This window comes from Burkholderia arboris (genome assembly GCF_038723655.1).
Classification (GTDB): domain Bacteria; phylum Pseudomonadota; class Gammaproteobacteria; order Burkholderiales; family Burkholderiaceae; genus Burkholderia; species Burkholderia arboris.
The window spans coordinates 522,840-549,539 of record NZ_CP109823.1; the positions used below are offsets into that span (position 1 = coordinate 522,840).

32 protein-coding genes are annotated in these 26,700 nt (G+C 64.9%); 11 read left to right on the forward strand and 21 right to left on the reverse strand.

All coding sequences use genetic code 11. The features are described from left to right. Positions 1-61 precede the first annotated feature (61 nt). A complete protein-coding gene (locus OHZ10_RS34965) occupies positions 62-1,804 on the forward strand; it encodes a thiamine pyrophosphate-binding protein (RefSeq protein WP_342706445.1) in 1,743 nt (580 codons plus the stop codon). Positions 1,805-2,089: 285 nt separating this feature from the next. On the opposite strand, the gene OHZ10_RS34970 is transcribed toward OHZ10_RS34965, so the two are convergent. From OHZ10_RS34970 to OHZ10_RS34985, 4 genes are all read right to left on the reverse strand, one after another. After that, entirely contained in the window at positions 2,090-2,536 is a 447-nt protein-coding gene (locus OHZ10_RS34970) for a hypothetical protein (protein WP_342706446.1), read from the reverse strand. 286 nt (positions 2,537-2,822) lie between these two features. Further along, positions 2,823-3,428, reverse strand: coding sequence for a hypothetical protein (locus tag OHZ10_RS34975; protein ID WP_226196819.1), 606 nt, complete (start codon positions 3,426-3,428; stop codon positions 2,823-2,825). Positions 3,429-3,463: 35 nt separating this feature from the next. Continuing rightward, complete coding sequence (locus tag OHZ10_RS34980) at positions 3,464-3,757, reverse strand: RebB family R body protein (protein WP_059242014.1); 294 nt, start codon at positions 3,755-3,757, stop codon at positions 3,464-3,466. Between the two features lie 114 nt (positions 3,758-3,871). After that, on the reverse strand, positions 3,872-4,429 hold the full coding sequence (locus tag OHZ10_RS34985; protein ID WP_059242016.1) for an RNA polymerase sigma factor: 558 nt from the start codon (positions 4,427-4,429) through the stop codon (positions 3,872-3,874). A gap of 407 nt (positions 4,430-4,836) precedes the next feature. On the opposite strand from OHZ10_RS34985, the gene OHZ10_RS34990 reads away from it, so the two are divergent. After that, positions 4,837-5,511 carry a Crp/Fnr family transcriptional regulator gene (locus OHZ10_RS34990; RefSeq protein ID WP_059242017.1) on the forward strand — a complete coding sequence of 225 codons (675 nt, stop codon included), beginning with the start codon at positions 4,837-4,839 and terminating at the stop codon, positions 5,509-5,511. 74 nt (positions 5,512-5,585) lie between these two features. Here the strand turns inward: OHZ10_RS34990 and OHZ10_RS34995 are convergent, their stop codons facing one another. From OHZ10_RS34995 to OHZ10_RS35010, 4 genes are all read right to left on the reverse strand, one after another. Next, on the reverse strand, positions 5,586-5,909 hold the full coding sequence (locus OHZ10_RS34995; RefSeq protein ID WP_059242019.1) for a RebB family R body protein: 324 nt from the start codon (positions 5,907-5,909) through the stop codon (positions 5,586-5,588). 223 nt (positions 5,910-6,132) lie between these two features. Beyond that, positions 6,133-6,492, reverse strand: coding sequence for a RebB family R body protein (locus OHZ10_RS35000; RefSeq protein ID WP_059242022.1), 360 nt, complete (start codon positions 6,490-6,492; stop codon positions 6,133-6,135). A 190-nt stretch (positions 6,493-6,682) separates the two neighbouring features. Beyond that, complete coding sequence (locus OHZ10_RS35005) at positions 6,683-7,015, reverse strand: RebB family R body protein (protein WP_059242024.1); 333 nt, start codon at positions 7,013-7,015, stop codon at positions 6,683-6,685. 80 nt (positions 7,016-7,095) lie between these two features. Next, positions 7,096-7,737 carry a hypothetical protein gene (locus OHZ10_RS35010; protein WP_342706447.1) on the reverse strand — a complete coding sequence of 214 codons (642 nt, stop codon included), beginning with the start codon at positions 7,735-7,737 and terminating at the stop codon, positions 7,096-7,098. A 434-nt stretch (positions 7,738-8,171) separates the two neighbouring features. Here OHZ10_RS35010 and OHZ10_RS35015 point away from each other — a divergent pair, with 434 nt between their 5' ends. Further along, the gene (locus OHZ10_RS35015) at positions 8,172-8,504 is read left to right on the forward strand and encodes a hypothetical protein (protein ID WP_155627359.1); all 333 of its coding nucleotides are present in this window, start codon (positions 8,172-8,174) and stop codon (positions 8,502-8,504) included. 117 nt (positions 8,505-8,621) lie between these two features. Here OHZ10_RS35015 and OHZ10_RS35020 read toward each other — a convergent pair whose 3' ends face one another. The 4 genes from OHZ10_RS35020 to OHZ10_RS35035 form a co-directional block, all read right to left on the reverse strand. After that, a complete protein-coding gene (locus OHZ10_RS35020) occupies positions 8,622-9,125 on the reverse strand; it encodes a pentapeptide repeat-containing protein (RefSeq protein WP_342706448.1) in 504 nt (167 codons plus the stop codon). Next, the gene (locus OHZ10_RS35025; protein WP_081052128.1) at positions 9,122-9,424 is read right to left on the reverse strand and encodes a hypothetical protein; all 303 of its coding nucleotides are present in this window, start codon (positions 9,422-9,424) and stop codon (positions 9,122-9,124) included. Before OHZ10_RS35025 ends, OHZ10_RS35020 begins: the two co-directional genes overlap by 4 nt. A 10-nt stretch (positions 9,425-9,434) precedes the next feature. Next, entirely contained in the window at positions 9,435-10,997 is a 1,563-nt protein-coding gene (locus tag OHZ10_RS35030) for an SEL1-like repeat protein (protein WP_059242030.1), read from the reverse strand. Positions 10,998-11,106: 109 nt separating this feature from the next. Then, on the reverse strand, positions 11,107-11,652 hold the full coding sequence (locus OHZ10_RS35035) for a phospholipase D-like domain-containing protein (protein ID WP_059242031.1): 546 nt from the start codon (positions 11,650-11,652) through the stop codon (positions 11,107-11,109). Positions 11,653-12,111: 459 nt separating this feature from the next. On the opposite strand from OHZ10_RS35035, the gene OHZ10_RS35040 reads away from it, so the two are divergent. Then, positions 12,112-12,267 (forward strand): hypothetical protein, encoded by a 156-nt coding sequence (locus tag OHZ10_RS35040; protein WP_174994553.1) that lies wholly within the window; start codon positions 12,112-12,114, stop codon positions 12,265-12,267. A 209-nt stretch (positions 12,268-12,476) separates the two neighbouring features. Next, complete coding sequence (gene trpS / locus OHZ10_RS35045) at positions 12,477-13,490, forward strand: tryptophan--tRNA ligase (RefSeq protein WP_059242035.1); 1,014 nt, start codon at positions 12,477-12,479, stop codon at positions 13,488-13,490. Between the two features lie 9 nt (positions 13,491-13,499). Here trpS and OHZ10_RS35050 read toward each other — a convergent pair whose 3' ends face one another. The 4 genes from OHZ10_RS35050 to OHZ10_RS35065 form a co-directional block, all read right to left on the reverse strand. Continuing rightward, entirely contained in the window at positions 13,500-13,913 is a 414-nt protein-coding gene (locus tag OHZ10_RS35050; RefSeq protein ID WP_059242037.1) for a VOC family protein, read from the reverse strand. A gap of 232 nt (positions 13,914-14,145) precedes the next feature. After that, positions 14,146-14,460: an antibiotic biosynthesis monooxygenase family protein gene (locus tag OHZ10_RS35055; RefSeq protein WP_059242039.1), complete on the reverse strand. Its 315-nt coding sequence runs from the start codon at positions 14,458-14,460 to the stop codon at positions 14,146-14,148. 161 nt (positions 14,461-14,621) lie between these two features. Continuing rightward, entirely contained in the window at positions 14,622-14,774 is a 153-nt protein-coding gene (locus OHZ10_RS35060) for a hypothetical protein (RefSeq protein WP_155627360.1), read from the reverse strand. Positions 14,775-14,916: 142 nt separating this feature from the next. Beyond that, positions 14,917-15,288, reverse strand: coding sequence for a winged helix-turn-helix transcriptional regulator (locus OHZ10_RS35065; protein WP_059242041.1), 372 nt, complete (start codon positions 15,286-15,288; stop codon positions 14,917-14,919). 163 nt (positions 15,289-15,451) lie between these two features. On the opposite strand from OHZ10_RS35065, the gene OHZ10_RS35070 reads away from it, so the two are divergent. From OHZ10_RS35070 to OHZ10_RS35080, 3 genes are all read left to right on the forward strand, one after another. Further along, positions 15,452-16,294 (forward strand): alpha/beta hydrolase, encoded by an 843-nt coding sequence (locus OHZ10_RS35070; protein ID WP_340626119.1) that lies wholly within the window; start codon positions 15,452-15,454, stop codon positions 16,292-16,294. A gap of 30 nt (positions 16,295-16,324) precedes the next feature. Beyond that, positions 16,325-17,437: an NADH:flavin oxidoreductase gene (locus OHZ10_RS35075; RefSeq protein ID WP_342706449.1), complete on the forward strand. Its 1,113-nt coding sequence runs from the start codon at positions 16,325-16,327 to the stop codon at positions 17,435-17,437. Positions 17,438-17,768: 331 nt separating this feature from the next. After that, positions 17,769-18,209 carry a nuclear transport factor 2 family protein gene (locus OHZ10_RS35080; RefSeq protein WP_059242043.1) on the forward strand — a complete coding sequence of 147 codons (441 nt, stop codon included), beginning with the start codon at positions 17,769-17,771 and terminating at the stop codon, positions 18,207-18,209. A gap of 17 nt (positions 18,210-18,226) precedes the next feature. Here OHZ10_RS35080 and OHZ10_RS35085 read toward each other — a convergent pair whose 3' ends face one another. The 5 genes from OHZ10_RS35085 to OHZ10_RS35105 form a co-directional block, all read right to left on the reverse strand. Then, entirely contained in the window at positions 18,227-18,613 is a 387-nt protein-coding gene (locus OHZ10_RS35085; protein ID WP_059242045.1) for a VOC family protein, read from the reverse strand. Between the two features lie 36 nt (positions 18,614-18,649). Continuing rightward, a complete protein-coding gene (locus OHZ10_RS35090; protein ID WP_059242047.1) occupies positions 18,650-19,243 on the reverse strand; it encodes an SMI1/KNR4 family protein in 594 nt (197 codons plus the stop codon). Between the two features lie 86 nt (positions 19,244-19,329). Then, positions 19,330-20,250 (reverse strand): bestrophin family protein, encoded by a 921-nt coding sequence (locus tag OHZ10_RS35095; RefSeq protein WP_174994550.1) that lies wholly within the window; start codon positions 20,248-20,250, stop codon positions 19,330-19,332. A 163-nt stretch (positions 20,251-20,413) separates the two neighbouring features. After that, a complete protein-coding gene (gene cydB / locus OHZ10_RS35100; protein WP_059242052.1) occupies positions 20,414-21,421 on the reverse strand; it encodes a cytochrome d ubiquinol oxidase subunit II in 1,008 nt (335 codons plus the stop codon). Between the two features lie 3 nt (positions 21,422-21,424). Continuing rightward, on the reverse strand, positions 21,425-22,825 hold the full coding sequence (locus tag OHZ10_RS35105) for a cytochrome ubiquinol oxidase subunit I (protein ID WP_059242054.1): 1,401 nt from the start codon (positions 22,823-22,825) through the stop codon (positions 21,425-21,427). 422 nt (positions 22,826-23,247) lie between these two features. Here OHZ10_RS35105 and fdhD point away from each other — a divergent pair, with 422 nt between their 5' ends. The 3 genes from fdhD to moaA all read left to right on the forward strand — a co-directional run bounded on the left by fdhD (position 23,248) and on the right by moaA (position 26,664). Further along, entirely contained in the window at positions 23,248-24,120 is an 873-nt protein-coding gene (gene fdhD / locus OHZ10_RS35110) for a formate dehydrogenase accessory sulfurtransferase FdhD (protein WP_342706450.1), read from the forward strand. Continuing rightward, complete coding sequence (gene glp / locus OHZ10_RS35115; protein ID WP_342706451.1) at positions 24,117-25,331, forward strand: gephyrin-like molybdotransferase Glp; 1,215 nt, start codon at positions 24,117-24,119, stop codon at positions 25,329-25,331. Before fdhD ends, glp begins: the two co-directional genes overlap by 4 nt. A 208-nt stretch (positions 25,332-25,539) precedes the next feature. Beyond that, positions 25,540-26,664, forward strand: coding sequence for a GTP 3',8-cyclase MoaA (moaA, locus tag OHZ10_RS35120; RefSeq protein ID WP_059242060.1), 1,125 nt, complete (start codon positions 25,540-25,542; stop codon positions 26,662-26,664). Positions 26,665-26,700 lie beyond the last annotated feature (36 nt).

Below are 26,700 nucleotides of genomic sequence, written 5' to 3' on the forward strand. Positions count from 1 at the left end.
AAGAACGTTCAAGCGCGCGCGCCGCACCGCGTCCTATCCTCGCCCTCAATGGGAGGAAGACATGAACGCAGATCAACGACGCAGCCCCGTGACGATCGGGGAAGCAGAAGCCGCTACGGGTTTCGTGGCCCTCGACGACATCCGGCCGCGACGCGGCGCGGAGGTGCTGGTCGAGGTGCTGAGAAGCGAAGGGGTACGCTACGTTTTCGGCAATCCCGGCACGACCGAGCTGTCATTCATCGATGCCCTGGCCGACGCCCCCGACCTGTCGTATGTGCTGGGCTTGCAGGAGGCCGCGGTCGTTGCGATGGCGGACGGCTATGCCCAGGCTTCCGGCCGGCCCGGCTTTACGAACCTGCATACGGTAGGCGGCCTCGGCCACGCGATGGGCGCCCTTCTGAATGCGAAGGCGGCCAGAACGCCGCTGGTCGTCACGGCCGGCCAGCAGGATACCCGTCATGCCCACACCGATCCGCTGTTGTACGGCGATTCGCTGGGCGTCGCCCGTCCGGCGGTCAAATGGGCACGGGAAGTCGCGCACCCTGACGAAATCGGCGTGCTCGTGCGGCGGGCCTTCAACGACAGCGCGGCCGCGCCGTCCGGGCCGGTGTTCCTGTCGCTGCCGATGGACGTGATGGAGCGCACCACGTCCGTGCCTGTCGCGCGTCGATCGGCGATCGACCGCACCGCGATTCCGTCGGCGCTGCCCGATCTCGCGAAGGCATTGGCATCGATCCGCCCCGGACGCCTCGCGATGGTGGTCGGCGACGAAGTGTTCGCGGCCGGCGCCAGCGCGGAAGCCGTGGCCATCGCCGAAACGCTGGGCGCGCCGGTATTCGGTCCGTCCTGGCCGGCCCACCTGCCGTTTCCGACGTCGCATGCGTTGTGGTGCGGCAACCTGCCCATGACGGTCGCCGACATGCATGAAACGCTTCGCGCCTTCGACGCTGTCTTCGTGCTGGGCGGCCACTTCAGCATCACGATCCTCTACTCCGTCGGCCCGGCCGTTCCGTCGAGTTGCAGGCTCTATCAGCTCGCAAGCGACCCGCAAGACCTGGGCCGGATTCATGCAACCGCACTGGGCTGCGTCGGCGCCCTTCGCCCCTCCCTTCAGGCACTCCTGCCGATGCTGCGCGACGCGTCGCAGCATCGGCGCGCTGAAATCGACGCGTTGCGCACTGACGCGCAGCACGATCGCGCACGACAGCGCGCCCGCCTCGACGAACAGGTCGCGTCCGGGTTGAACGCCGCCATGACGACGCCACTCGTCGCCGCGCACGAGGTCGCGCGGGCGCTGGGCCCGACGACGCCGCTCGTCGATGAGTCGCCGGCGACGATGCCGCTGATTCGCCGCGCGCTCCACACCAGCGGTACCCGGCAGTACTACGGTACCCGGGGCGCCATCCTCGGATGGGGCATGGGCGCGGCGGTCGGCATCTCGCTGGGGCTCGGGCGGGAACCCGTCGTCGCAATCGTCGGCGACGGCTCCGCCCTCTACGCGCCGCAAGCGTTGTGGACCGCGGCGCACGAAGGTCTTCCGGTCACGTTTGTCGTGGTGAACAATCAGGAGTACAACATCCTGAAGAAGTACATGAAGTCGCAGCAGCATTTCGTCAGTGCTCACACCGATCGCTTCGCCGGCATGGACCTCAAGGATCCGCCCATCGACTTCCTGGCACTGGCAAAGTCCTGGGGGCTCGCGGCCCGTCGCGTGGCGCGTGCAGCGGACATCGCGGCCGCGGTCGAGTGCGGGATCGCATCGGGACAGCCAAACCTGATCGAGATTCCGGTCGGCGTGACGTAAGCGGCCTCGCGTGGCCAGGGGCCGAATGGCCTCTTCGGGTTCAGGCCGCACCGACGCCGGCAATCGTCCACACGCGGCGATTCCGGGCACCGATACGATCCGCAGCCATTTCGCTCGGCATCGGCGTGGTCAGGTTCGTGCGCGCGCTCGGAACGGTTCAACACATGCGCGTCCGTGTCGACCAATGGATTTTCCGACGCAATCGCGCGGATAAGCGAACCATCGAACGGTATTCCACCGGCACCCGCACGCATGGCAGGCGCCGGTTTCAACGATTCATGCCGGCTACACGTTGGCCCATGCATCGGTGCCCTTCTGATACTGCATCACGCCACCGTGAATCCGCACCCGCAGGTTGCCGTCCGGCACCTTCACCCATTCAGTCATGTCGAGGCTCATCATCAGCCCGGCGAAGAAATCCTGCAGCTCCTGCGACTCGCTGCCCTGCCAGAGATCGATCCGCCCGAGGCACGCACGCATGTCACCACTCTGCTGCATGATCGTCTCGACCTGTCCGGCGACATCCGCCACCGAATCGTAGACCTTCGTGCCGTCGGCGCTGACGATCGACAGATGGATCGCGCGCACCAGCGTTGGCTGGCCCGGCGTCTGCTCGACGAGCGCGATGCAACTCGTCATCGCGCCGAAATCGATTTCCGTCGCATCTCCCCAGGCGCGCTCGCCAACCAGCAGCGGCGCGGGACCTTTTACGTCGTGAATGATGTAGGACATGGGTTCCTCACAAGATTGGACAGGACTGCCGGTAGCGGGCCGCGACGTGTCCGGGAAAATGGACGTGCGCCGGTCCCGCCGTTCACATCCCGCATCGGGCCTGACGGCCCGGCGGGTCGTGTCGATTGATGCTTCGTCGCTGTACGCACGGCAGGCAATCGCCCGGTGTTCACGCGGCACGATTCCCCGCGACGTTCGTCATCGACGCAACCACCACTGCCGCGCGGACGATTGCGCGCGCATCGATTCAATGCAGATCGCTTCGCACCGCGCCGCCGACGCTGCCCTACGCGCCCTTCTTGTCCAGCAGCGCCTGATACTTCTGCAGGCTCTCGTCGATCTTCTCGAGCGCGACGCTCGCGGCCTCGCCTTCGATCGCCTCCGCGGCCCCCGCGACGATCGCCGCGGTCGCGACGAACAGGTCCGTCAGCAGCAGGCCCACCGCATCCATCGCCATCCCGGGCACGTTCTCGTCGACGGTCTTCTGCGCCAGATCCTTCATCAGCACGCTCTTGCCCGCGATCGCCAGCGACGTCGTCGCCTCGAAGTAGTTGGCCGCCGCCTGCGCGACCATGCCGCCCGCCTGCGTGATCATCATGTTCGGGCCGACGGCGATCTGCGTCGTCGCGTAGGACGCGGCCTCCGCGTTGATCGCCTGCACCGTCTGCAGCGCCGGGTCGCCGGGCCCGGTCGCAACCGCGATCTGGTTCGGCGCCTTCAGCGTATCGGTCAGCCTGCGCAGCCGGTTGACCGGCCACGCGCGCGCGCCGCCCGCCGATGCCGCGGGGGGCGGCACGGCATCGGCCGGCGTCGCTGCTTCGGCGGCGACATCGGCTTGCTCGTCCGGCGTCCGCGTTGCGCCGTCGCCGCGCCCGCCCAAAAGACCTTTCATGTTCATGATTCAGGTATCCCGAAAGTCATCGCGTCCTAATGCGTGGAGCCCGTCTTCGGCCCGCCCGTCACGGGCTGCGATGCGCCGCCCGATGCCCCCTTCGGCGACGCCTCGACGGACAGGATCATGGCCACCGCCTTCGACACGACGGCGTTCGAAATCTGGTTCAGCGCTGCCTGCTGCTGCGTCATGTTCTGCGCCGAGATGCCGACGGCCTGGCTGAACATCTGGTAAAGCGTGCCCAGCGCCTGGGCCGGCGATCCCGCGACGACGCTGACGTTGGTCTGCGTCAGCGCGTCGGTAATCTGCTCATTGACTTTGTCTGCCACGAGGCCTCCTCGGATCTCGGCTCCGGCATGCGATTGAAGGAACGGGCGGGCCGGCAGGCCAGCGACGCCGCGCATGCCATTAGGAACGCTGCGTGAGTGCGTTCGTGAACCCGCTCACGCGAGTTCCTCGCGCAACTTCTTGCGCAGCAGTTCGACACGCTTCCTGGCAAGCGGCTCGTTGATACCGAGCGTCGCCGCGATGTGCAGATAGGGACGGTCTTCCTCGAATTTCAGCGTGAACAGCATCTGCTGTTGCGCAGGGAGCGTGGACAGCGCCTGCTCGAGACGCAGCAGTTGCTGCCGGAGCAGTAGTTGCTGCTCCACCGACGGCGCGTGGCCGGCCAGCTCGACGGTGTGATCATCGTCCCAGCCCGGGTCGAATTCGAGCATGCCGCTTTCGCGGAGACGGCGGCGCGCGCCATCGAGGAACGCGTGATTCAACGCCAGGAAGAGAAAGCCGGACAGGTTCCTGACGCGCTCGGGCGAGCGCTGCAGGTAGATGTGGACCTTGAGTGCGGTATCGGAAAGCAGTTCGTCGGCACGGTGAATATCACCCTTGCACAACAGGCGCGCGCGGCGCCGCAACTTCCCCTGCATTTCCCGCCACGTGCGATCGAGCTGCTGCGCCGGAGACTCGGGCGTCGAGGCAGCGTGCTGGTTCGAGGTTGTCATCCCGTGCCTTCCTTTTTTATGGAAAACACAGAATCGATTCGATGCCGAGAGCGGCGCTGTTACCCGCGTAACACCGTTATAACGATAATCGGTTTCGGTAAATTTTCTTGATTATTATGAACGAAAACTTTAATCACCCGGCTTAGCCCGATCCGTCGTTTCACGTGCGTTGCCGGGCCTGAATAACGGCATTGCGATGAAAAACAACGACTGCCGCCGCGATACATCCGTGCGCCGGCATGCTGCTACCCATGTCGATGAGCCAGGCGCCCTTGCCGCCAGCATGGCAACCTGCCGGGCCTGCTTGCCGATTATCACGATATTTCCATTATTCAATTTTCACGTAATGCCAAAGGCAGCGTTTTTCGCTAGGTGGCTGCATCGTCAAACAACCTCGCGCGGAAAACATGCCTGCCCTTGCTAATGCTCCAACGCTGCGCAATATACCGATACTGACCGATCTCCCGGAAAGCCTGCTCGCGCACATCGAGCGCCATGCCACACCCTGGCCGGAGCACGGCAATCGCCTGCTGTTCTTCAAGGGCGATCCGGGCGATTTCGTTGCGTTCGTGCACCGTGGCCGCGTCTACAGGACGCTGCACGAACCCGGCGGACGCGAGATCATCCTCGGCCACTCGATGCCGGGCGACCTCATCGGCGAAAACACGCTGATTCGCGCACATCGGCGCAGCTTCACCGCCCAGTTGAGCCCCGACTGCCGCATTTCGCTGCTGCATCGCCAGTACTTCGCACCACTGCTGGCCGATGCGGAATTCATGGGACGCATCCACGAGCAGCTGTGCCGGCACATCCACCAGCTGAGCGATTTCGTCGAGTCGGCGTGCCTTTACCGGCTCGACGCAAGGCTCGCGCGCCATCTGCTGAACCGCATGCAAGGAAACGATCTCGAGGTGCCGCTGCCGGAGAACCAGAGCATCCTCGCCGCGATGCTCAACGTCAGCCGGCCGCGACTGAACAGCAGCCTGCAGAAGATGCAGCGCGAGGGCCTGATCCGGCTACACGAGCACGGTGTGACGATCGAGAAACCGGAGCAGCTCCGGTACATCGTCGACGCCAATTGACGCGCCGGCAAACACGGCGTCGTGCCGCGGCGCGCGGAGGTGACGCGCGCCGGGTGCGCGGCGCGCGATGAAGGTCAACCGCGCCAGTGGCCGATGGCGTTCATCAACTGCGCGACGGCGGCCAGCTGGGACGCAAAGCTGTCGTTCGACGACCGCGCCGCGCTGGCCAGCGCCACCGGCGAGCCCGCATAGAGCTGCATGATGCCGACGGTCGTGGCGGCGAGGTTGGACGCCGCCTGGTTCGCCTGCATCTGCACCGCGTTGTGAAGCAGGATCGCGGACGCATGGCTGTTCGACTGCATGAGCGTGCCCAAGGCCACGGCGGGCGCCTCGCCCACCACCTTGACGTTGGCTTGCGTGACTGCATCGGTCATCGCAGGGGAAACCTGTTCCGGCATGTCGTTGCTCCTGGTTTGCTCGCCGCCGCGGCGCAGTCACGGCGAAAGCGTGGGTGAGTGGGTCGGTCGGCGATGCGTGCCGCACGGCGCAGTCGATGCGCGCCGCGATGCGCAGTCGATGCGCAGTCGATGCGCGCCGTCGCGGACGTCGACACGACATCAGGCGCCGGGCGGCGGCCACCGCGATCGGGGCCGCCGCCCGGCGTCGACGCCGGGTTACGCGTCAGGCGGCGAGCGCCTTGCCGAGCGCGAGCACGTCGGCCAGCACGGACAGCACGCCGTTCGAGCCGATTTCCGTGGCGGCCGCGCCGGCGCTCGCCGGCCCGAGCGTGTACAACTGCATCGTGCCGACGTTCGTCGAGGTCGGCAGCTGCACCGCGGACTGCGATTGCTGCTGCACGGCATTCTCGAACAGCACGCTGAGCGAATGGCTCTGGGCCTGGTACAGCGAACCCGTTGCCATCGCGGGCGCTTCGCCGACCACCTTGACGTTGGTCTGCGTGACCGCGTCGGTGATCGCGGCGTTGACCGCGCAGGTCTTGCAGTTGCAGGGGTCTTTCGGGTCGTTTGCGTCGTTTGCCATCGTATTTCTCCTGGTTCGCGAACGGGCGCCGCATCGAATCGGCTTCGCCCGTTCTGTCGGTTGCTCCGGAACACCGCGCGGCACCGCGGGTCGGGCGCCGGCGGCCATGCTGCGGATCCGTGGCACGGCGGCGGCATTGGCGGCTCGTACCGCTAGCGCCGCCGCTCAACCACGGCGTCGCGACGACGCCTTACGGCCGCACTGCCTTCCCGATCGCGATCACGTCGGCCAGAATGGAAATGATCCCGTTCGCACCGATTTCCGTGGCGGCCGCGCCCGCGCTTTCCGGCCCGATCGTGTAGAGCTGCATCGTCCCCACGTTCGTCGACGTTTGCGACTGGATCGCGGCCTGCGACTGCTGCTGCACCGCGTTTTCGAACAGGATGCTGAGCGAATGGCTCTGGGCCTGGTACAGCGAGCCCATCGCCATTGCCGGCGCTTCCGCGACCACCTTGACGTTGACCTGTGTGACCGCATCGGTAATCGCGGGATTGACCTGGCACACTTGACACGTATCAGCCATTTGTTGCTCCTTGGTTCACGTAGTTGAGAGGTCGCACATCGGGGCCGGCCGGTTTCGCGTTCGGCCGCATGACCCGCGTGCTACTCCATGGACGCATGGCCGGGGATATCGTGAACGCCGGCGGTGGCGGCAGCGGTCGATTCGGACAGGTCGACCGGACCGGCGCCGATGCTTTGCAACCGTTCCCCCATTGCGTCGAGCCGGATCGCGAGCCGTTCGGCGAGCGAGTCGACGTATTGCCGGAAGCATGCTTCGATTTCCTGGCGGATGAGGCCCGTCAGCTGTTCGCCGATCATCGCCAGCGCCTCGCGGGTGCTGTCCTGGAGCTCGGCCGCGCCGGATGCCTGCGCGTCGCCCTGCGGCTCGTGCGCGTCGAGTACGCCCGACACCTTCCGCTGTTCCGACGCCAGCATGCCGAGGGTCGTCTCGTTCTGCGCGTCGATCGTCTGCAGGATGCCGCGCATCTTCTCGTACGCCTTCTGCTGGTTGAGCTGCAGAAAATGCTTGATCTGTTCGCGCGCCTCATGCCGGGTCTTCAACTGCGGCAACGACGGGTTCGCGGCGTGCGCGTGCGTGGCCGGGCCGGTGGCCGACGCCTGCGGATTCCCGTGTCTGCCCGGCAGCCGCTCCACCAGCGCCTGTTCTTCGCCCGGCTCGAGGGGCCGTCCCAATCGCTTCTCCGCGAACTGCCGCAGCAGGGGGTCGAGTGCTTCGTGGCTCATCGCTCAGCCCTCCTCGATATCGGCTCGCGGCGCCAATGCGTGCGGTTCGGATTCGGATGGACGCCGCGCCTCGGCGCCCTGATCGACGTGCTGCAATGGATATCGCATGGTGTTCTCCGGGAATGGGATGCGTGACGGCCTGGCCGAAAATTTCGGCAGGACCGCTGCAAGGACGAACCGTGCGACGTGCCTGTGAAGTCAGCCGTTGCTGCGGGCGGGCGGAGTGTGCAAGGTGTCCGATGTCGCCGACGTCCGGGCCGCGCGTGAAAGCGTGCATCGGCCGGACGATGCGCTGTTCGAGCGGACGGGAAGCACACGTGCGTGTCGTGCCCGTTCCCGGCATCTCTTGCAAGGATGAGGAAACCGAAGCAGTCTGTCCGCCCCTTCGCGACCAAGACCGAACGCCTTGGGTACACGCAGGCGCGTTGCTGCTGATGATCGAACTGCTGTACCTGCTCGCTGACAGGCCGCTTGACGCGAAATGTGTTTTTTCGGTGTCGACGGGCAAAAAACTGGGGCGGGCGGGGATGGTGCCGGCCCGCCGCGCATCGCACGATTCAGCGGGAACATTCCCGCCCGTGTCGGGTGTGATTCGGATTCGAGCGAAGCGGGGGTGGTTGCCTCGCGATATCCCGCTCCGTCACGCGGTACTTTCGCCACAAGTCCTTGCCGTATTCGATCTTCCCCCGGTTCGAAGCTTGTATCTCAAGCGCGACGCGCACGCCGCTACCGCCGCCGAAAATGTTACCGTGCTGCACTCATGCTGATCCGGCAGACCGCCACTTTCCGCAGGCAGCGGTGCGCGACCGAATACGGAGCGGGTAACCGTCGCAGGCAGACTCGCCGCTACGTCCACGAAACCCCGCAACGGAGGCAGTCTCGCCTCAATGCCCGCCGTTGATTTCCGTGTCTTCGAACGCCAGATGCTCGAAATAGCTCCCGGTGAAATCAACGTCCAGTCCCTTGAGGCCGTGCGCTTCAACCGTCGTGCCGGTGCAGTCCAGCACCTGCACTGAATGCCACGTGTTGCCGTCGAACCTGACACCGTTCCACTTGCATCCGAGAAATTTCACGCCGTTAAACGTGCTGCCCTGAAAGGCGGCGTCATTGAAGCTGCAATCCACGAATGTGCATTCGGAAATCGCAATCTCCGCGAAATCGCAACCGGTGAACGTGCAGGCCGAGAATCGGCAGCCGGTCCAGCCGGCCTGCCGGAATGACGTTCCGGCGAAGCTGCTGCCGCTGCAACTGCTGCCGGCAAATTGCGCAAGACCCAGATCGAGGCCCGCACAGGCCGCGCTGTCAGCCTGACCGGACAGTCCCGCAGGCATGCCGCCCGCACCCTTGCGCCACTGATCGTGCTTGTAGATGATTTCAGCACTGCTCATCGGTCTGCGTCCCGGTGCGCGGGAGCAGCCGGATCGCGCTCATCCTTGCCCGAAGGCTGATCATCGTCATCGTCGCCGGATGTTGCCGAACCTCGGCTGGCAAACCACGCGACCAGGCCACCCAGAGCAAGTAGCGGACCGAGAAACAGGAAATTCTCGATCGCAAAATCGCTCACATCGTGCGACCCGTAGCCGCCTCCGCTGATCTGGGCCACGGCACCTAATGTTGCAATCGCCCCCCAGGCAGCCAGGATCAGCCCTCCGACACACACCGTCACGGCAATCGTCGATTTACGCATCTCCGCTCCGTCAAGCGCTCTCGGAAGGGTTGCCGACGCTGACCTGAGGCAGCTTCGCGAACCCCAGGTGATTGGCCTCGTTCCACCACGTCCACGTCACGTCCGCCGGCGATACGTCCAGATGTATGTTTCGTGGATCGGGGAACGCATCACCCTGCAACACATAGGCCTGGCGATACCACTGATTGAACGTGGCCGCGCGGAGATGATCGTCCGCCACGCCGGCCTGCCAGATGCCCGTCACCGGACACGTGCGCGTGCCGCGGCACCGGATCGCCGGGTCGGGAAGTTCGGCGGCGCGCGCAATGCCCTGCGTCACGCGCGGATGCGATTCCGCCTGTTGCGCAGGCATCGGAATCGCATCGCCGACATAGTGGAAGAAGATGCGGCCGTCCTCGGGCACCAAGCCGGGACGACTCCGATCGAACAGTTCCTCGTTTCGGTAATGCATCGGTGCTTGAGCCGCATTCCATGCGAAGTGACGTTCGGCGGTCGGATACTTCAGTTGTGCGAGCCAGTAACCACCGACAGGAGCGGCGGTCGTTTCCGCCTGCGGAGGAACGGCAACCTGCGGCTTCTCCGGCAGCATGTAGCCATCGGGCACGTGAGCGCGGCCCGTACGCAACGACACGGGATGCGCCGCTGGCTTGACTGGCGTCACCGGCGCGAACGTCACCGCCTTCGCCGCGTCGATCAACGTCTCCTTTTTGCCGTCCCACTTAGGCAGTTTGGCGGGCGGCAGCGGCACGACCTTGTCCAGATTCGGCAAACGCAGATCGGGGTCGCGCTCGAGGCGATCGGCAAGAACGCTGTAGCGCTCGGCGCGGGCTTCATCCTTGACATGGCCGACCAGTGCGTCCCCCTTGCCAAACGACGCACTCAACCACCCCGCACTCTCGGCACTGCCGAATTTCACACCCGCATGCAGCGTCTTGAGTGCGCGCTCGTTGTTCTCGCTCAACTCGGCTCGATCACCCGTAATCGTCGTTCCCAACTCATATGCCGCAAGTCCGTTGCCTTGCGCAACTGCACACTCAAGCATCTGGAGTGCGATTTTGCGGTTGCCCCAGAAACCCGCCTTCGGGTCGTCATAGAGCGCGTCCATCTTGCCACCCAGATACGCCATCGCACCCGGGCTACCCATATCGGCGGCCAGTTGCCAGAATGCATAGGCGCGGCTGGAATCCTGCTTAACGCCCATCCCGTTCATGTGATACGTGCCCATCAGATCGTAGGCCGCCGGAATACCAAGTTTCATCGCCTGTTCGGTGATCTGCACGGCATGTTCCGAATCACGATCCACACCCTGCCCCTGGGCGTAGGCATTCGCCAGATTCAGCATCGCCTTCCAGTGCTTGCGCTCGGCCGCCTTCGTCCACAAATCGACAGCCCCCTTGTAATCGCGCTGATTCGGCCACAACAGCGTGCTGGTCAGCGCCATCGCCTGCTGATTCCAGCGATCGGCATCTGGGTCGAGCGGGGGAACCACGTCCGCCTCATGCTTGCACTCAAATGCTGTGCGATGAGGGTTGAAGGCGGTCAACGACATGTTGCGGGGAAGAGAATCGTTCATTGAGCAGGCTGCACATGCAAGGAACAGGAAAGCAGAAACTAACCGGGTAAAGCCGATACGGTTGGCAGGAGACGAACGCAATTGATTTAGCACGATTTGAGAAGACTACTCAGGATAAGCGAACGCCTGTCACACGTTCATCATGGAACGGATGCAGGAAGCCGGTCGGCGCGTCCCCCTTCTTTCGAGCAAGCTCATTGGCACGCAGCAATTGCACCCAGTTGCGGAGCGCCTTCGACATGGCCTGCGGAGTCAGCGACGACGGATTGCAATCCGCTGCATTCCCGGTGTGAAGCTTCCACACCCGCTTGCGCAGATCTTCGCTTTTCGTGCGGTCGTCGGTTCCCATGTTGATCTCGGCATCCACAGCCATGCTCCGCAAATTCAGATTGGCACTGCCCAACGTGAAGAAGCTGTCGTCGATCATCAGCAGTTTACTGTGGATGTAGATCTCCCTGTACCGGGCCGCGAATGATTGTGCCGGCAACGGCAGCATCGGCGCCAAGTCCGGGTCGGGCAATTCGCCTTTGGCTTGCTGCTTTTTTACGTAGTCATCCCAGCGCGCCTGCTTCTTCTCAGTCTCGGTATTCAGCTTGGAACTACGCCAATTGTAGTCAAAGGACCACAGACTACCGACCAGCGCGCGGATGCCCATCTGATCCAGCGATTTTGTCAGGGACGCCTTGTCACCGAGGTCCTTGGCACTTTGCGCCGCAGGCGACAGCGGCGCAGGGTAATAGTCGGGGTCGACCGCGCAACGAAATGCGACGAATACTCGATGTCTCGCGGGTTAATCTGCCCCCTTCTAAATGACAGAAATCAACCAATTGATTTCATTGTGTTTTTTCATTATCTCGGACGACCGACGGCAAATGTCGCCACGCCTGAACGACAATTCTTGACGGTTCGCGGGCCGCCAAGCTGATAACATGCGCGTCGCACATGACCGATCCGCCCCGGATCGTCGCGTGTCAGGCCGACAGACGTACCGAATGTATGGTCAAGCACCGCACCACGTGTTTGGGGGCCTCGTAGAAGCCCGCAACACCCCGGCATCGCCCCCGCGCGACCCGTTGCAGCAACCGTTGGAGTGGCGCGCCCCGCGCCTGCAAGCATGAAGAAATCGAAGCAGCCCCCCCGTCCCTCGCACGACAAGGACCGCACGCCGCTCGCACGCGCCGGCGCGTTGCTGCTGATGGCCGGCCTGCTGTACCTGTTGTGGCCGTCGGCCGAAACCGCCTACCTCGCGATGGAGTCGGTGATCCGTTGACGCGCACGGCCTGCCGCACACTGCGCTATACTGGCGCGATGGAAACCCAACCCGCCTCGCCGATCGTGCATTGCTGGTGGCGCGCCTGACCCAGGCGGCCCGTTTCCTTTTGCATGTCCCAAACGTGATGCCGCCAGCCATGGCGGCATTTGCGTTTCTGCGCTGACATCATGGCTGGCGGCTTCGATAACCCGGAGCCAACGTCCACCATGACTCACCCGTCCCGCCCGATCATCCTCACCGGCGACCGCACGACCGGCCCGCTGCATCTCGGCCACTACATCGGCTCGCTGCGTGCACGCGTACAGATGCAGCACGAAGCAACGCAATTCCTGCTGCTCGCCGATACGCAGGCGCTGACCGACAACATGGGCCGCCGCCAGCGCGTCACCGAGAACGTGATCGAGGTCGCGCTCGACTATCTCGCGGTCGGCATCGACCCGGCGATCTCGACGATCGTCGTGCAGTCGCAGGTGCCCGAACTCGCCGAGCTGTCGCAATACCTGCTCAACCTCGTCACGGTCGCGCGCCTCGAACGCAATCCGACCATCAAGGAAGAGATCCGCCTGCGCGGGTTCGAACGCGATATCCCTGCCGGCTTCCTGACCTACCCGGTGAGCCAGGCAGCCGACATCACCGCGTTCAAGGCGACGCACGTGCCCGTCGGCGACGATCAGCTCCCGATGATCGAACAGACCAACGAACTCGTGCGCCGCTTCAACGCGACCGTCGAACAGCCCGTGCTGGTCGAATGCGAGGCGGTGCTGTCGTCGGTCACGCGGCTGCCGGGAATCGACGGCAAGGCGAAGATGAGCAAGTCGCTCGGCAACGCGATCACGCTCGGCTCGACGCCGGACGAGATCACGCAGGCCGTGAAGGACATGTACACCGATCCGAGCCACCTGCGCGTGAGCGATCCCGGCCAGGTCGAGGGCAATGTCGTGTTCACGTTCCTCGACGCATTCGAGCCGGACGTCGCAAAAGTCGACGAACTGAAGGCCCACTATCGCCGCGGCGGGCTCGGTGACAGCGTCGTCAAGCGCGTGCTGAACGAGCGGCTGCAGGCGCTGATCGAGCCGATCCGCACGCGCCGCCGCGAATTCGAAGCCGACAAGGCCGAGGTGATGGCGATCCTGAAACGCGGCACGCTGCACGCGCGGGACGTGGCGGGTGCGACGATCGCGGAGGTGAAGGGCGCAATGGGGCTCACGTACTTCGATTGAGCGGCGCCGTCATGGCCGCTCACGCTCCGGCGGAGCGGCATGACACACGGCCTCGATCCGGTTGCCGGCCGGATCGACAAGAAACGCCGCGTAGTAGTCGCCGTGGTAGTGCGGCCGCAATCCGGGATCGCCGTCGGACTGGCCGCCCGTGGACAGGCCGGCCTCGAAAAATGCTTGCACCTGCTCGCGCGTGGACGCCTTGAAACACCAGTGTCGCTTGTTCGTCCCGATTTCGGCGGGATCCAGATACACCGCCAGGAACGTCGATGCGATGTCGTTCGCGTTGCAACGTTCGCCATAACCGAGCGCAGTAGCCCGATCATAGACCTTGGTCGCGCCCAGCGCGGCCATGACGGCATCGTAGAAAGGGCGAGCCAGATCGATATCCGGGACACCGATCGACACGTGATCAAGCAGTTGCATGGGTTGGTCAACCGAGAATTGCACACCTGTGGGAACGTGCACGCGCCCGTCATACGAGGCTGCGCGGCTATCGCGCATTCCTCGGAAACAGGCGACGAGGACTCGATCGGCGAACCTCCTGCCCCCATGACGTCACCGCTCCGTATGAGAGCACGTGCTTTCAGCCGTCATTCTAAGCCGACCAACCCGGCCGGGAAAATCATCGATGTTTCCCGGCGATGGCTCAACGCACCTACTTGATGGATTGAACGACCTCGAAGCCCTCGAATTCCGGATGCCCGAGAAAGAGCGAGCGGCTGTCGTTCGACTCCCCTCGATGCGTGGCGTCGAAGGCTTTCGAATTTCTCCATGCCTCGAACGCCAGGTAATCCGTCCAGATCGTCTGGCTGGAATACAGAATGTGATCTTCCCTGCTCACCCCCTTCAGCAGATTGAACTCGATCGCGCCCGGAAGCTCTCTCAGATAAGTCTCGCGAGATGACCAGACATTTTCGAATGCCGCTTCGGATCCGAGTTTCACCTTGAAACGATTGACTGCGATGTACATGTCCAATGTTCCTCTTCCGTGGTGATGCAGGGATTATTTGCAACGGGTTGCACGTTGCGTGCGGATCGGAGTAATGCTTGCGCCGAGAATGATCGACTTGCCCGTCCATCAAGCTCCGATCGTTTCGATGCCTGAGACAGGCCAAGCCCCTCCCGGAGCCCTCATGAACCAGTCTCGCGGAATGTATATGTTGCGCGGAATGCGCGTGGCGGCACGGCGCTCATCACGAAGAACCGGCTTGATTTGCGAAGCGATCGACAAGGCGCTTCTTTGGCTTGATCAACTTGTTTCGCCAGAGTGATGAAATCATCCATTAATATGGTTTCCTTATCAAATCAGATTCTCATTCTCTCGGCGCACACTAGCCAGATCACAAGGCGAGGCGATGACGGAGGGTCGCGCCGAGTAACGAAGCCACCATCCGACGACCGACTTGATCGATCAAACCACCGATCGTCACGCGCCTTCCCGCTCGTCATAGGCTTGCCGGGCCTGTTCGATCTCGTCCAGATGGTTGATCGACCAATCGTAGACGGCGCCGAACGGCACCTGCAGCGTGCGCCCCAATTCGGTAATCGAGTATTCGACCGCAACCGGCGAAGCGTTGATCACTTCGCGCGCAATCAGGCCATTACGTTCGAGACGCCGCAGCGCCTGCGTGAGCGCCTTGTGCGTGACGCCCTCCAGACGCCGCTTGATCTCGTTGAAGCGTGTGGGCTTCTCCGAAAGCAGCGTGAGAATCATCACCGACCATTTATTGGCCACCTGATCGAAAAACGAGCGCGCGGCGCAGTCCGCAAAGAACACTGCGTCAACCTCACATGCCATCCCGGTATCCTCCTGTATATCTACGCACTTCGTGGTGCGTAATTGACCGTAGATATCCGACGTATACCATAGGTGTCACCTCAATCGCGCCGAGCCTTGAATCGCAAATGCGCTGCCGGCATACACGTCAGATTGCGTGGCTCGACACCTCGGAGAATGCGGAATGGAAGCAAGCCTGGGCAATGCATTGTCAGTCGATGGAGCCGGTTTCGCCGGCACTGCAATTGAATCCGCGGCACGTCTTTATTCAACGGATGCCGGCAGCGGCAAGAACGTGATGCTCCTGCACGGCTGGACCTGCGACGCCGGCGACTGGAGCGGGCAAGCCCCCTGCTTCGAGCACAAATATCGCACCGTGACCATCGAGCTACGCGGACATGGCAGGTCCGAGGTGATGCCGTCCGGCGCGTACTCTCCGGAGGATTACGTCGCCGACATCGAGTCGTTGATTGCGACGCGCTACGCGGGCGAACCGTTCATTCTGGTGGCGCATTCGATGGGCGGCCAGATTGCGGCCCGCCTCGCGGCGCGCCGGCCCGAGTTGGTCCGCGCCATCGTCTCGATTGACGGCGCACTCGGATTCTCCAACGAAGCCGCCGAAATCTTTGCGAAAGCCGCAAACGACATGAACGGAGAAGATGCTCGCGGCGTGGTCGCGGCGTTTTTCCAACGTGTCTACGGCCCCGGGACCGATCCAGCTCACAAGCGCTTGCACGCCGACCGGCTTCAGTCGATGCCGCTGCACGTCATTCGCGAATCCTTCGCACCATTGTTCTTCGGCGCGGGTCAGGTGGGGATTGGCGAAGCGAGCGCACGGTTTTGCGCGGGCCTGACGGTGCCCGTCTACCACCTGTGCATCGATCCCGCGCAGGCCGATCGCATGCGTCCATGGTTCTCGCACCCGAAGTCGAAAGTGCAGGTGTGGTCTGACACAGGTCACTGGATCATGCAAGATCGCAAGGACGACGTGAACGCGGCCGTGACTTCGTGGATCGATTCGCTGTAGACCACGCGCCCTCCAAGCCCGGGAATGCCCATGTCGAATCTTGACGTCCTGTTCAGCCCCTATCGCCTGCATACGCTCGACTTGCCGAATCGCGTGGTGATGGCACCGATGACGCGATCGTTGTCGCCCGCCGGCGTGCCCACCGCCGACATGGCCGCTTACTACCGTCGCCGTGCCGAGCACGGCGTGGGTCTCATCATTACGGAAGCCGCCGGAATCGATCGTCCGGCCGCGCTGAACGAGCCGGATATGCCTCGCTTTCATGGCGAAACGGCGCTCGCCCACTGGAAAACGATCGTGGATGAGGTCCACGCAGCAGGCGGGCGTATCGCACCGCAACTCATGCATGTGGGCCAGAAACGCTCGAACGCGGCTTCCGGCTGGATACCGCCCGCGCCCTACGAAAGTCCTTCGGGTCTTGCCTTGACGGGGCAGCCAGCCGGCAAGCCGATGACCGATGCCGACGTCGCGCAAACCATCGACGCCTTCGCACGCGCGGCGGCCGACGCCGAAAGAACCGGATTCGACGCTGTTGAGTTGCACGGTGCGCACAACTACCTCATCAACCAGTTCTTCTCCGAGGATCTGAATCTGCGCAGCGATCCGTATGGCGGCTCGACACTTCTCGCGCGCTCGCGCTTTGCCATTGAAATCCTGAAGTCGATCCGCGCCGTCGTGAGCCGTGACTTCCCGGTCATTCTCCGCCTGTCGCAATGGAAGCCGAAGGATTTCAACGCACGTCTCGCGGCAACGCCCCAGATACTGGAACAGTGGCTGGGCGCGCTCGTCGACGCAGGCGCCGACGCCTTCCATCTCTCTCAACAGCAGTTCTGGCAGGCGGCTTTCCCGGAAGTCCATGCAGGGCTGAATCTGGCGGCCTGGGCAAAGAAGCTCACGGGCGTGACCGCCATTACCGTGGGCTCGGTTGGATTGACGCGTGACGTCTACGCATCGTTCGCCGGCCAGCGCGCGCAAACGGCATCGCTCGATGGCCTGCTGGAACGGCTGGCGCGTGACGAATTCGATCTTGTCGCAGTCGGACGCCCATTGCTTCAGGACGCAGCGTGGCTCGACAAGATCCGCGAGAACCGTCTCGAGGCCATTGCCGACTTCACGCCCGCGGCCTTCGCCACACTGAGCTAGCGTATTCCGTCACGCGAAGCGGCCTGCGGCTTCGCACGGGTGGAACATCGCCGCACGCGTGTGCCTGCCAACGGCCCGAGGCTGTCGCCGTCATCCGGCGGCAGTCTTGCATCGCCGCTATTCCGGCCCACTCACGACACGCTCGTTCACGTCGAGCCGCACGCGTCCCGCGCGTTTCACGTGTCGATATCGAGCATCACGACGACTTTCGTGCACGAACGCACCGGCAGCGTCCGATCAATTTCGCACCGGCTTCTTAGTCCACTCCGCCGATGTCGCGCCCTGGCGCACCCGCTATCGTTTCCCCGTCATCCACACAGTTCACGACACCATGACATCACAGGAAACGATCGACCGGCTGGACATCCAGGATCTGCTGACGCGTTACTGTCACGCAGTCGACCGCCGCGACTGGCCGGAATTCGAGCGCCTCTTCACCGCCAACGCGCGGCTGGACTACGCGGCGTTCGGCGGCCCGGTCGGCAGCCGCGCGGAGATCGCGTCCTACCTGGAACACATGACTTCGACGATGCGCGGCACGCAGCACACGATTTCGACGTCGCTGGTGATCGTCGACGGCGACGCCGCGACCGCGCGAACGGCCGGCCAGGTGATGATGGTGTCGGCCGACGAAGCCGGCGACGATCGCGTGTGCTTCGTCGGGCTGTGGTATCGCGACCTGCTGGTGCGGACCGAATGCGGGTGGCGCATCCAGAGCCGCATGCAGGAGCGCAGCTGGATGCACAACGCGCCGCCGGTTGCAGCGCGCTGAACGGCCCGCGCGGCGCGTTACTTCATCTGCATCAGCTGAATCAGGTTCCCGCACGTATCGTCGACGATCGCCACACGCACGGGCCCCGCATCCATCGGCGCCAGCGTGAACCGCACGCCGAGCGCCGTGAGCCGCGCGAATTCGCCGTCGAGATCGTCGACCTGGAACGACGCGGCAGCAATGCCGTCCTCGTACAACGCCTGCTTGTACGGCCCCACCGCGCGATGGTTGCTCGGCTCGAGCAGCAGTTCGGTGCCGTCCGGCTGATCCTTCGACACCACGGTCAGCCAGCGGAACTCGCCCACCGGCACGTTGTTCTTCAGCCTGAACCCGAGCTTGTCGGTATAGAACGTCAACGCCTTGTCCTGGTCGTCGACAAAGATACTCGTCACATAGATTCGCATTTCACGCTCTCCTGAAGCGGCGGCCAGCGCCCGCCTCTATTCTTCGTCGAAATCGATGACAAACGTATAACCCTCGTCGATCAGCTTGCGCAGGTAGCCGTCGAAGTCGTCGGCGATCACCGCGTAGCTGTCGGGGTCGTGCAGAAAGCGCACGACCTGCCCGACCTTGCCGCCGGGCGCCGGCTCGAAATCGATGTAGAGCTGCGACGTGCCGCCGTTGTTCATGCAATGCGAGAAGCACAGCCGCCGGCTCATCGGCAAGGCGATGTCGATGCGCGGATCGACGAGTTCGCCGTCGTGGTTCGCGTCGTCGCCGTAAATCCCGGCGATGCTGTCGCGGTACTTCGCGCTTTCGTCGAGCATCTGCGCGGCCGATAGCAGGTAGTAAGGATATTCGTAGACGTCCGAGCCCAGCGCGTACACGTTGATCGTCGTGTCGCCGTAGTCGCGCCAGTAGGTGCCGTCGAGCTTGCCGAGCAGTTCGAGCAGGCTGGCCGGGCACTGCGGATAGACGGCGCGCAGCGCATCGAGCTGCTCGGGCGTCGCGCCCGTGGCGGCGGCGAGCGCCGTGTTGTCGGCATCGGGCAGCGCGGCGCGCAGGCCGGCGAGGTAGGTATCGACGAGGGTCATCGCGAAGGGTCCTGAATCCGGGAAACGGGCAAGCGCCATTCTAGCGCCCGCCGCCGCGCATGACCGCCCGGCTTCGCGTCGATTGCTTACGTGATCTGGTACGTCGACGCCGGCACGAATTCCTCCGGCATCGGCCGGTCGCCGAGTTCGAGCACCGACCGCTCGATCGTGCGCGTCATCGCATCGAGCGCGAGGGCATTCGGCGCAAGACCGAACGGCTCGGCCACTTCGTTCGCAATCGCTTCGAGCGCGATCAGCGTGTACGAGATGAACACGCAGATCAGCGGCGTGAAGAACTCCGTCGAATCGACGAGCCCGAACGGCAGCAGCACGCAATACGCGTACACGGTGCGGTGCAGCAGTACGCTGTACGAGAACGGGATCGGCGTCGACAGGATGCGCTCGCAACCACCCACCGACTTGCCGAGCTCGTCGAGCTGGGTCTCGAACATCCAGCAGGTCGTGTCGCTGCCGGGCGCGCGGCCCAGCGCACGGACGATGCCGCCGCGCAGCTCGTCGAGGATCGCAACGGGCTTGAAGCATTTGCCGCCAAGCTCGACCGTGCGCGCCGCGCCGAGAATGCGCCGCAGGTCTTCGGTCGGATCGGTATGGCGCAGCTGATGCTTCAGCGCATACGTGAATGCGATCAGCAGATCGGCGAGCCGGTTGCGCTCCGCATCGCTGACGCCGTCGGGCAGGTAGCGATTCAGTTGCGACGTCACGGTGCGCGCGGCGATCAGCAGGTTGCCCCACAAATGCCGCGCTTCCTTGAAGCGCTCGAAGCTCGCGTTGTTGCGAAACGCGAGGAAGATCGCGAGCGCGAGCCCGAACAGCGTGAACGGCGCGGTGTTGAGCGGAATCTTCTCGCCGAAGATGCGCCCGTTCGTGAAGACCGCCAGCGTGCTGACGATCGCCATGAACACGAGCTGCGGAATGATCGATTGCAGCACGGAGCCGTTCCATACGAACAGCATCCTGAGCCAGTTTTGTCGTGGTCTGACGATCATGATGTTTTCTCGACTGCCAAATGAATGCGCTGCGCGGCACGCCTGCGCCCGATGCGCAACGGCCCGCGCGTGGCGGGCCGCTGTCGGTCGGGTGCCGTGCCGGAGGCGCGCTGCGCGTGATGATACGCCCGCGCATGCCGCGCCCCGTCACATCGCTTGCCGCTCAGTGATAGCCGATGTCGCCCTCCCGCACCTTGCCGCGGAACACGCGGTACTGCATCGCGTTGTACACGAGGATGATCGGCAGCACGATCACGGTGCCGACGAGCGCGAACAGCTGGCTCGAATGGCTCGACGACGCATCCCAGATCGTCAGCGACGGCGGCACGATGTTCGGCCAGATGCTGATCACGAGCCCCGTGTAGCCGAGGAACACGAGGGCGAGCGTCAGCAGGAACGGCGTGGCTTCATGTGCGCGCTTCACCGTGTGGAAGATGCCCCACACGCAGGCGACGACGAGGATCGGCACCGGCAGGAACCAGCCGAGGTTGCCGCTGCCGAACCAGCGGTGCGCGACGGCCGGCAGCCCGATCACGGTCCACAGGCTCACCACGCCCATCACGGCAAGCAGCACGCCCGCGAGCGGCTTCATCAGCAGCCGCATCTTGCGCTGCAGTTCGCCGTCGACCTTCAGGATCAGCCAGCCGCAGCCGAGCGTCGCATACGTGACGAGCACGCCGATCCCGCAGAGCAGGCTGAATGGCGACAGCCAGTCGAACGGCCCGCCCGCGAACTGGTTGTTCTCGATCTTGATGCCCTGCAGCAGCGAACCGAGCACGATCCCCTGGCAGAACGCGGCGAGCGCCGAGCCGCCGATGAACGCGAGATCCCACATGTGCTGCGTGCGGGTGGCCTTCGCGCGCAATTCGAACGCTGCACCGCGGAAGATCAGGCCGACCAGCATCAGCACCAGCGGCAGGTAGTTCGCGGGCAGCAGCGTCGAATACACGACCGGGAACGCGCCGTAGAGGCCCGCGCCGCCGAGCACGAGGAACGTTTCGTTGCCGTCCCATACCGGCGCGACGGTGTCGAGCATCACCTGGCGCTCGGCCTTCGCATCGAAGAACGGAAACAGCAGGCCGATGCCGAGATCGAAGCCGTCCAGCATCACGTAGATGAATACGCCGAGGCCGATGATCGCGGCCCATACGACAGGAAGATCGATGTGCATGGCTTACTCCGCTTCGGTGACGTTCAGCGGCGTGGACAGCGCGCTCTTGCGCAGCCCCGGATGCCGGTGCAGCTCGATGTACCCGGCCTGGGCAGCCGGCCCGCGCCTCATCAGTTTCATCATGTAGTAGATACCCGTCCCGAATACCAGGAAATAGACGACCACGAAGATCAGCAGCGACACGCCGACCTGCTGCGCGCTGAGCGGCGCGACCGAATCGATGGTGCGCAGCACGCCATAGACGGTCCACGGCTGACGCCCGACCTCGGTCGTGATCCAGCCGGCCAGCAGCGCGACGATGCCCGACGGCCCCATCGCCACCACGAACCACTGGAACCAGCGCGTTTCATAGAGGCGTCCGCCCTTTCTCAGCAGCAGCCCGAGCAGCGCGGTGAGCAGCATCAGCATCCCGAGGCCGGCCATGATCCGGAACGTCCAGAAGATGATCGGCGAATACGGGCGGTCCTGCGGCGGGAATTCCTTCAGCCCGCGGATCTCGCCGTCCCAGCTGTGCGTCAGGATCAGGCTGCCGAGGTGCGGCACCTGGATCGCATAGCGCGTGGTTTCGGCCTGCATGTCGGGCAGCCCGAAGAGGTTCAGTGCGGTGCCGCCCTTCTCGGTTTCCCACAGCCCCTCGATCGCCGCGATCTTCGCCGGCTGGTATTCGCGCGTGTTCAGGCCGTGCGCATCGCCGACGACGATCTGGATCGGCGCGAGCACCAGCAGCATCCAGAGCGCCATCGAGAAGCTGCGTTTCACCGGCTCGTCGCGGCGCCCCTTCAGCAGGTGCCATGCGCCGCATGCGGCGACGATGAAGCCCGCGACGATGAACGCCGCGATCGTCATGTGCACGAGACGGTACGGGAACGACGGGTTGAAGACGATCTTGAACCAGTCGACCGGCACGACGAGGCCGTTCTCGATCTTGTAGCCCTGCGGGGTCTGCATGAAGCTGTTCGACGCGAGAATCCAGAACGTCGAGATCAGCGTGCCGACCGCGACCATCAGCGTTGCGAAGAAATGCGCGCGCGGGCTGACGCGTTGCCAGCCGAACAGCATCACGCCGAGGAAGCCGGCCTCGAGGAAGAACGCCGTCAGTACTTCATACGTAAGCAGCGGCCCCGTGATGTTGCCCGCGACGCGCGAGAAGCCGGCCCAGTTGGTGCCGAACTCGTACGCCATCACGACGCCGGAGACCACCCCCATCCCGAAGCCGATCGCGAAGATCTTCGACCAGAACTGAAACATGGATTTGTAGGCGGCGTCGCCGGTGACGAGATACCGCCACTCCAGCACCGCCAGGAAGCTCGCCATGCCGATGCTGATCGCGGGAAACACGATGTGGAACGACACCGTGAATGCGAATTGCAATCGGGCGAGATGGAACGCATCGAAGATTTCCATGACCGTAATTTGCTCGTGATTGTGAGGACGTACGCCCGAAGCAGGAAATCGCGCGACGGCTTGGCGACAACACATGCGAACACAAACGGTCACTCGCATGGCATCGAAGCGTGAATGACGATATCGCGTTTGCAACGATACTCGCAATCACTCGAACGTGCGCCGAAACTGTGCTGCTTCCGCCGCCGAAGATGTGTGTACGGAAAACACATTTCGTGCCCGCGGGATGGTCAGCTGTACTGCTTTCCGCGTTGCGGTGCTGTGCCTCCGGCGCGCTGTTCACTCCACTTAACATGTTATGCAACGCCTGCCCGGGGCGGTAGTGCGCCCTGCGGCACCCGTCCGGCAGCTTCGATTCCCGTGGTTCGGCCAATGCGCCGAGCCCGGCCGGTCCGCCGGCCGCCCCGCCTGGAGAAAAACGCATGGAGTCCTGCACCCGACTCGACGATCCGACCGGCAGCACCGCATGTCATGTGACGCGTCATCGTGCCGGCGACGTGCGCGACACCATCGATCGCGTCGTCGAAGAAACGCCGGTCGCACTCGTATTCAACGGCATCTCGCACACGGTCATGATGGCCACGCCGATCGACCTCGATGCGTTCGGTCTCGGCTTCGCGCTGAGCGAAGGCATCGTCGAGCGCGCGTCCGACGTGTTCGACATCGAAAGCGAATGCCGGCCCGGCAGCGCCGAAGTGCGGCTCACCGTGTCGCAGCAGGCATTCATGGCGCTGAAGGCGCACCGCCGCGCGCTGGCCGGCCGCACGGGCTGCGGCGTCTGCGGGATCGAAAGCATCGCGCAGCTCGACCTGCACCCGCCGCACATCGCGGCCGCCGGCGCGGCTGCCGGCATCGGCGCCGACGCGATCGCCCGCGCCGCGCGCGCACTGCCGGCCCGCCAGACGCTGATGCGCGAGACGGGCGGCATCCACGCGGCCGCGTGGTGCGACCGCGACGGCGCGGTGCTCGACGTGTTCGAGGACGTCGGCCGCCACAACGCGCTCGACAAGCTGATCGGGCATCTCGCGCGGCGGCGCGCCGACCCTGGCGCGGGCTTCGCGTTCCTGTCGAGCCGCGCGAGCTACGAGCTGGTGCGCAAGGCCGCGCGGGTCGGCATCCCGATGATCGCGACGATCTCGGCGCCGACGTCGCTCGCGATCGACGTCGCCCGCGAAGCCGGCGTGCGGCTGCTCGGCTTCTGCCGCAACGACGGCTTCGTCGAATACGTGTCGCCCGTCGCCGTTCACCCCGACCAACCGGCGCTTGCGCCCGAGCAAGCGGCCCTCTCGTCATGAAACACCTGTTCGATTTCGATACCGCGCAGCAGCAATTCGCCGGCGCGTTCGCCCCGCTTGGAGCCCGCGCCACCCTGCTGGTCGCCGAAGCGGCCGGCCACGTGCTGGCCGCACCGCTGACCGCCGTGCTCGACCAGCCGCCGGCCGACCAGAGCGCGATGGACGGCTATGCGGTGCGTTACGCGGATCTCGCGCAGGGCGAGCCGCTGCACGTCGCGCAACGCTGCTATGCAGGCGATACGCCGGCGCCGCTGGCCCCGCGCACGGCCGCGCGCATCTTTACCGGCAGCCTGATTCCGCCCGGCGCGGACACCGTCGTGATGCAGGAGCATGCACGCGAACGGGACGGTTGGGTCGCGTTCGACGCACCGCAGCGCTGCGGGTCGCATATCCGCCGGCGCGGCGAGGAAGTGCGCGCGGGCGACCTGCTGGTGCCGGCCGGCGTGCGGATCGGCGCGATGCACGTCGGCGTAGCCGCCGCGCAAGGGTTCGCACGCGTCGACGTAAGTCCGTCGCTGCGGGTCGGCATCCTGACGACCGGCGACGAACTCGTCGCGTGCGGCCAGCCGCGTGCGCCGCAGCAGATCTACAACAGCAATGCGCCAATGCTCGCCGCACTGGTTGAAGGAACCGGCGCCGGCGTCGCGATGCGCCTGCACGCGGCCGATACGGCGCCGGCCGTCGATCGTGCGCTGCGCGACCTGCATGCGCACTGCGACCTGGTGATCTGCGTCGGCGGCGCTTCGGTCGGCGACAAGGATCTGCTGCGCCCCGCGCTGACCGCGCTCGGCGCGTCGTTCATCGTCACCGGCGTGCGGATGAAACCCGGCAAGCCGGTCGCGCTCGCGCGGCTCGACACGCGCCCCGTGGTGCTGCTGCCCGGCAATCCGGGGGCCGCGATGACGGCGTTCGCGCTGTTCGTCGCGCCGCTGATCCGCCGCCTGCAGGGGCGCGACGCATGCCGGCCGGCCGTGCCGTCGCTGCCGATCGACACCGGCTTCGAACCCGATGCGCAACGCGAACGCTTCGTGCGCGTGCGTTGCACGGTCGGCGCCGGTGGTGCGCCCGTGCTCGACACGCTGCGCCAGCAAGGCGCCGGCACGCTGCAGTCGCTGGTGCAGGCCAGCGGGCTTGCGCGGCTGCCCGCCGGGCGCGCGATCGCGCGCGGCGACGCAGTTCCGTATTACGAATTCGCGCACTGGCTCGCATGAGCACGACGCCTGACGCCCGCCCGATGCTGCGCAATCGCCGCACGTGTCGCGCCTTCCGCCCGGCGAACTGTATTCCTGCAATTCGGGCGCGATTGTGTCTCTGCCGGAAAAAACCGGCGGACTATGCTCACGATGAGGCTCGTCACGACCTGTGCGCCGACACGTCGGCACACGCACGGCCGGCCGGCGATGCCCCTCCGCTTACTTCATGCAGGCCGACGACCCGATCGTGAATGCCATCGTTTCCGCCGCGCCGGCCGCCGCCGTTTCATCCGGCGGCGCATCGCCCGGCGCCTTCCCCCGCACGTCCGACACGCTCGGCCGCCCGCTGCGCGACCTGCGTCTGTCCGTCATCGATCAGTGCAATTTCCGCTGCGGCTACTGCATGCCGCGCGAAAGCTTCGGCGCCGACTACGCGTTCATGCCGTCGTCCGAACGATTGTCGTTCGCGCAACTGGAAAAGATCGCACGCGCCTTTACGTCGCTCGGCGTCGAAAAGATCCGCATCACGGGCGGCGAGCCGCTGCTGCGCCGCCACCTCGAAGCGCTGATCGAGCGGCTGGCCGCGCTGACGACCGTCGACGGCAAACCCGTCGAAATCGCGCTGACGACCAACGGTTCGCTGCTCGCCGCGAAGGCACGCACGTTGCGCGATGCAGGGCTGTCGCGCGTGACCGTGAGCCTCGATGCGCTCGACGATGCGGTATTCCGCCGGATGAGCGACGCCGACGTGCCCGTGTCGCGCGTGCTGGCCGGCATCGAGGCCGCGCACGCGGCCGGGCTCGCACCCGTCAAGGTCAACGCAGTGATCGAGCGCGGCGTGAACGACGACCAGATCCTGCCGCTCGTGCGTCACTTCCGGCAGTCCGGCGTGGCCGTGCGCTTCATCGAATACATGGATGTCGGCGGCGCGAGCTTCTGGTCCGGCGACAAGGTCGTGCCGGCCGCGCGAATGCGTGAGCTGATCGACGAGCACTACCCGCTCGTACTCGTCGGCGAACCGGGGCACGACGCCACCGCGATCCGTTGCGCGCACATCGACGGCGCCGGCGAAGTCGGCTTCATCGCGAGCGTGTCGCATCCGTTCTGCGGCACCTGCTCGCGGGCGCGCGTGTCGGCCGACGGGCAGCTCTATACGTGCCTGTTCGCGACGCAAGGCACCGACCTGCGGCCGTGGCTCGACGACGCCGCTTCGACCGGCGACCTCGCAGCGGCCGTCCGCGCGCGCTGGACGCAACGCGACGACCGCTATTCCGAGCGCCGCGCCGCACGGCCGGCCCGCGCGCCGGGCAAGACCTATCCGACCGTGCGCATGTCGCTCGTCGGCGGCTGACGGGCCGCCGCGCGACACCGGATGCGCCGCCCCCAT

Excerpts from the sequence above, each read along its gene's own strand:
- glp (WP_342706451.1), top strand. The coding sequence starts at position 24,117 with ATGAAACACCTGTTCGATTTCGATACCGCGCAGCAGCAATTCGCCGGC.
- OHZ10_RS34965 (WP_342706445.1), top strand. The coding sequence starts at position 62 with ATGAACGCAGATCAACGACGCAGCCCCGTGACGATCGGGGAAGCAGAA.
- OHZ10_RS34990 (WP_059242017.1), top strand. The coding sequence starts at position 4,837 with ATGCCTGCCCTTGCTAATGCTCCAACGCTGCGCAATATACCGATACTG.
- OHZ10_RS35030 (WP_059242030.1), bottom strand. The coding sequence starts at position 10,997 with ATGAACGATTCTCTTCCCCGCAACATGTCGTTGACCGCCTTCAACCCT.
- OHZ10_RS35005 (WP_059242024.1), bottom strand. The coding sequence starts at position 7,015 with ATGGCTGATACGTGTCAAGTGTGCCAGGTCAATCCCGCGATTACCGAT.
- OHZ10_RS34975 (WP_226196819.1), bottom strand. The coding sequence starts at position 3,428 with ATGAAAGGTCTTTTGGGCGGGCGCGGCGACGGCGCAACGCGGACGCCG.
- OHZ10_RS35010 (WP_342706447.1), bottom strand. The coding sequence starts at position 7,737 with ATGAGCCACGAAGCACTCGACCCCCTGCTGCGGCAGTTCGCGGAGAAG.
- OHZ10_RS34970 (WP_342706446.1), bottom strand. The coding sequence starts at position 2,536 with ATGTCCTACATCATTCACGACGTAAAAGGTCCCGCGCCGCTGCTGGTT.
- cydB (WP_059242052.1), bottom strand. The coding sequence starts at position 21,421 with ATGCACATCGATCTTCCTGTCGTATGGGCCGCGATCATCGGCCTCGGC.
- OHZ10_RS35070 (WP_340626119.1), top strand. The coding sequence starts at position 15,452 with ATGGAAGCAAGCCTGGGCAATGCATTGTCAGTCGATGGAGCCGGTTTC.
- OHZ10_RS35105 (WP_059242054.1), bottom strand. The coding sequence starts at position 22,825 with ATGGAAATCTTCGATGCGTTCCATCTCGCCCGATTGCAATTCGCATTC.
- OHZ10_RS35035 (WP_059242031.1), bottom strand. The coding sequence starts at position 11,652 with ATGGGCATCCGCGCGCTGGTCGGTAGTCTGTGGTCCTTTGACTACAAT.
- OHZ10_RS35075 (WP_342706449.1), top strand. The coding sequence starts at position 16,325 with ATGTCGAATCTTGACGTCCTGTTCAGCCCCTATCGCCTGCATACGCTC.
- OHZ10_RS35090 (WP_059242047.1), bottom strand. The coding sequence starts at position 19,243 with ATGACCCTCGTCGATACCTACCTCGCCGGCCTGCGCGCCGCGCTGCCC.
- trpS (WP_059242035.1), top strand. The coding sequence starts at position 12,477 with ATGACTCACCCGTCCCGCCCGATCATCCTCACCGGCGACCGCACGACC.
- OHZ10_RS35080 (WP_059242043.1), top strand. The coding sequence starts at position 17,769 with ATGACATCACAGGAAACGATCGACCGGCTGGACATCCAGGATCTGCTG.
- OHZ10_RS34995 (WP_059242019.1), bottom strand. The coding sequence starts at position 5,909 with ATGCCGGAACAGGTTTCCCCTGCGATGACCGATGCAGTCACGCAAGCC.
- OHZ10_RS35055 (WP_059242039.1), bottom strand. The coding sequence starts at position 14,460 with ATGTACATCGCAGTCAATCGTTTCAAGGTGAAACTCGGATCCGAAGCG.
- OHZ10_RS35025 (WP_081052128.1), bottom strand. The coding sequence starts at position 9,424 with ATGCGTAAATCGACGATTGCCGTGACGGTGTGTGTCGGAGGGCTGATC.
- OHZ10_RS35000 (WP_059242022.1), bottom strand. The coding sequence starts at position 6,492 with ATGGCAAACGACGCAAACGACCCGAAAGACCCCTGCAACTGCAAGACC.
- OHZ10_RS35095 (WP_174994550.1), bottom strand. The coding sequence starts at position 20,250 with ATGATCGTCAGACCACGACAAAACTGGCTCAGGATGCTGTTCGTATGG.
- OHZ10_RS35060 (WP_155627360.1), bottom strand. The coding sequence starts at position 14,774 with ATGGATGATTTCATCACTCTGGCGAAACAAGTTGATCAAGCCAAAGAA.
- OHZ10_RS35065 (WP_059242041.1), bottom strand. The coding sequence starts at position 15,288 with ATGGCATGTGAGGTTGACGCAGTGTTCTTTGCGGACTGCGCCGCGCGC.
- OHZ10_RS35040 (WP_174994553.1), top strand. The coding sequence starts at position 12,112 with ATGAAGAAATCGAAGCAGCCCCCCCGTCCCTCGCACGACAAGGACCGC.
- OHZ10_RS34985 (WP_059242016.1), bottom strand. The coding sequence starts at position 4,429 with ATGACAACCTCGAACCAGCACGCTGCCTCGACGCCCGAGTCTCCGGCG.
- OHZ10_RS35020 (WP_342706448.1), bottom strand. The coding sequence starts at position 9,125 with ATGAGCAGTGCTGAAATCATCTACAAGCACGATCAGTGGCGCAAGGGT.
- moaA (WP_059242060.1), top strand. The coding sequence starts at position 25,540 with ATGCAGGCCGACGACCCGATCGTGAATGCCATCGTTTCCGCCGCGCCG.
- OHZ10_RS35085 (WP_059242045.1), bottom strand. The coding sequence starts at position 18,613 with ATGCGAATCTATGTGACGAGTATCTTTGTCGACGACCAGGACAAGGCG.
- OHZ10_RS35050 (WP_059242037.1), bottom strand. The coding sequence starts at position 13,913 with ATGCAACTGCTTGATCACGTGTCGATCGGTGTCCCGGATATCGATCTG.
- OHZ10_RS35015 (WP_155627359.1), top strand. The coding sequence starts at position 8,172 with ATGATCGAACTGCTGTACCTGCTCGCTGACAGGCCGCTTGACGCGAAA.
- fdhD (WP_342706450.1), top strand. The coding sequence starts at position 23,248 with ATGGAGTCCTGCACCCGACTCGACGATCCGACCGGCAGCACCGCATGT.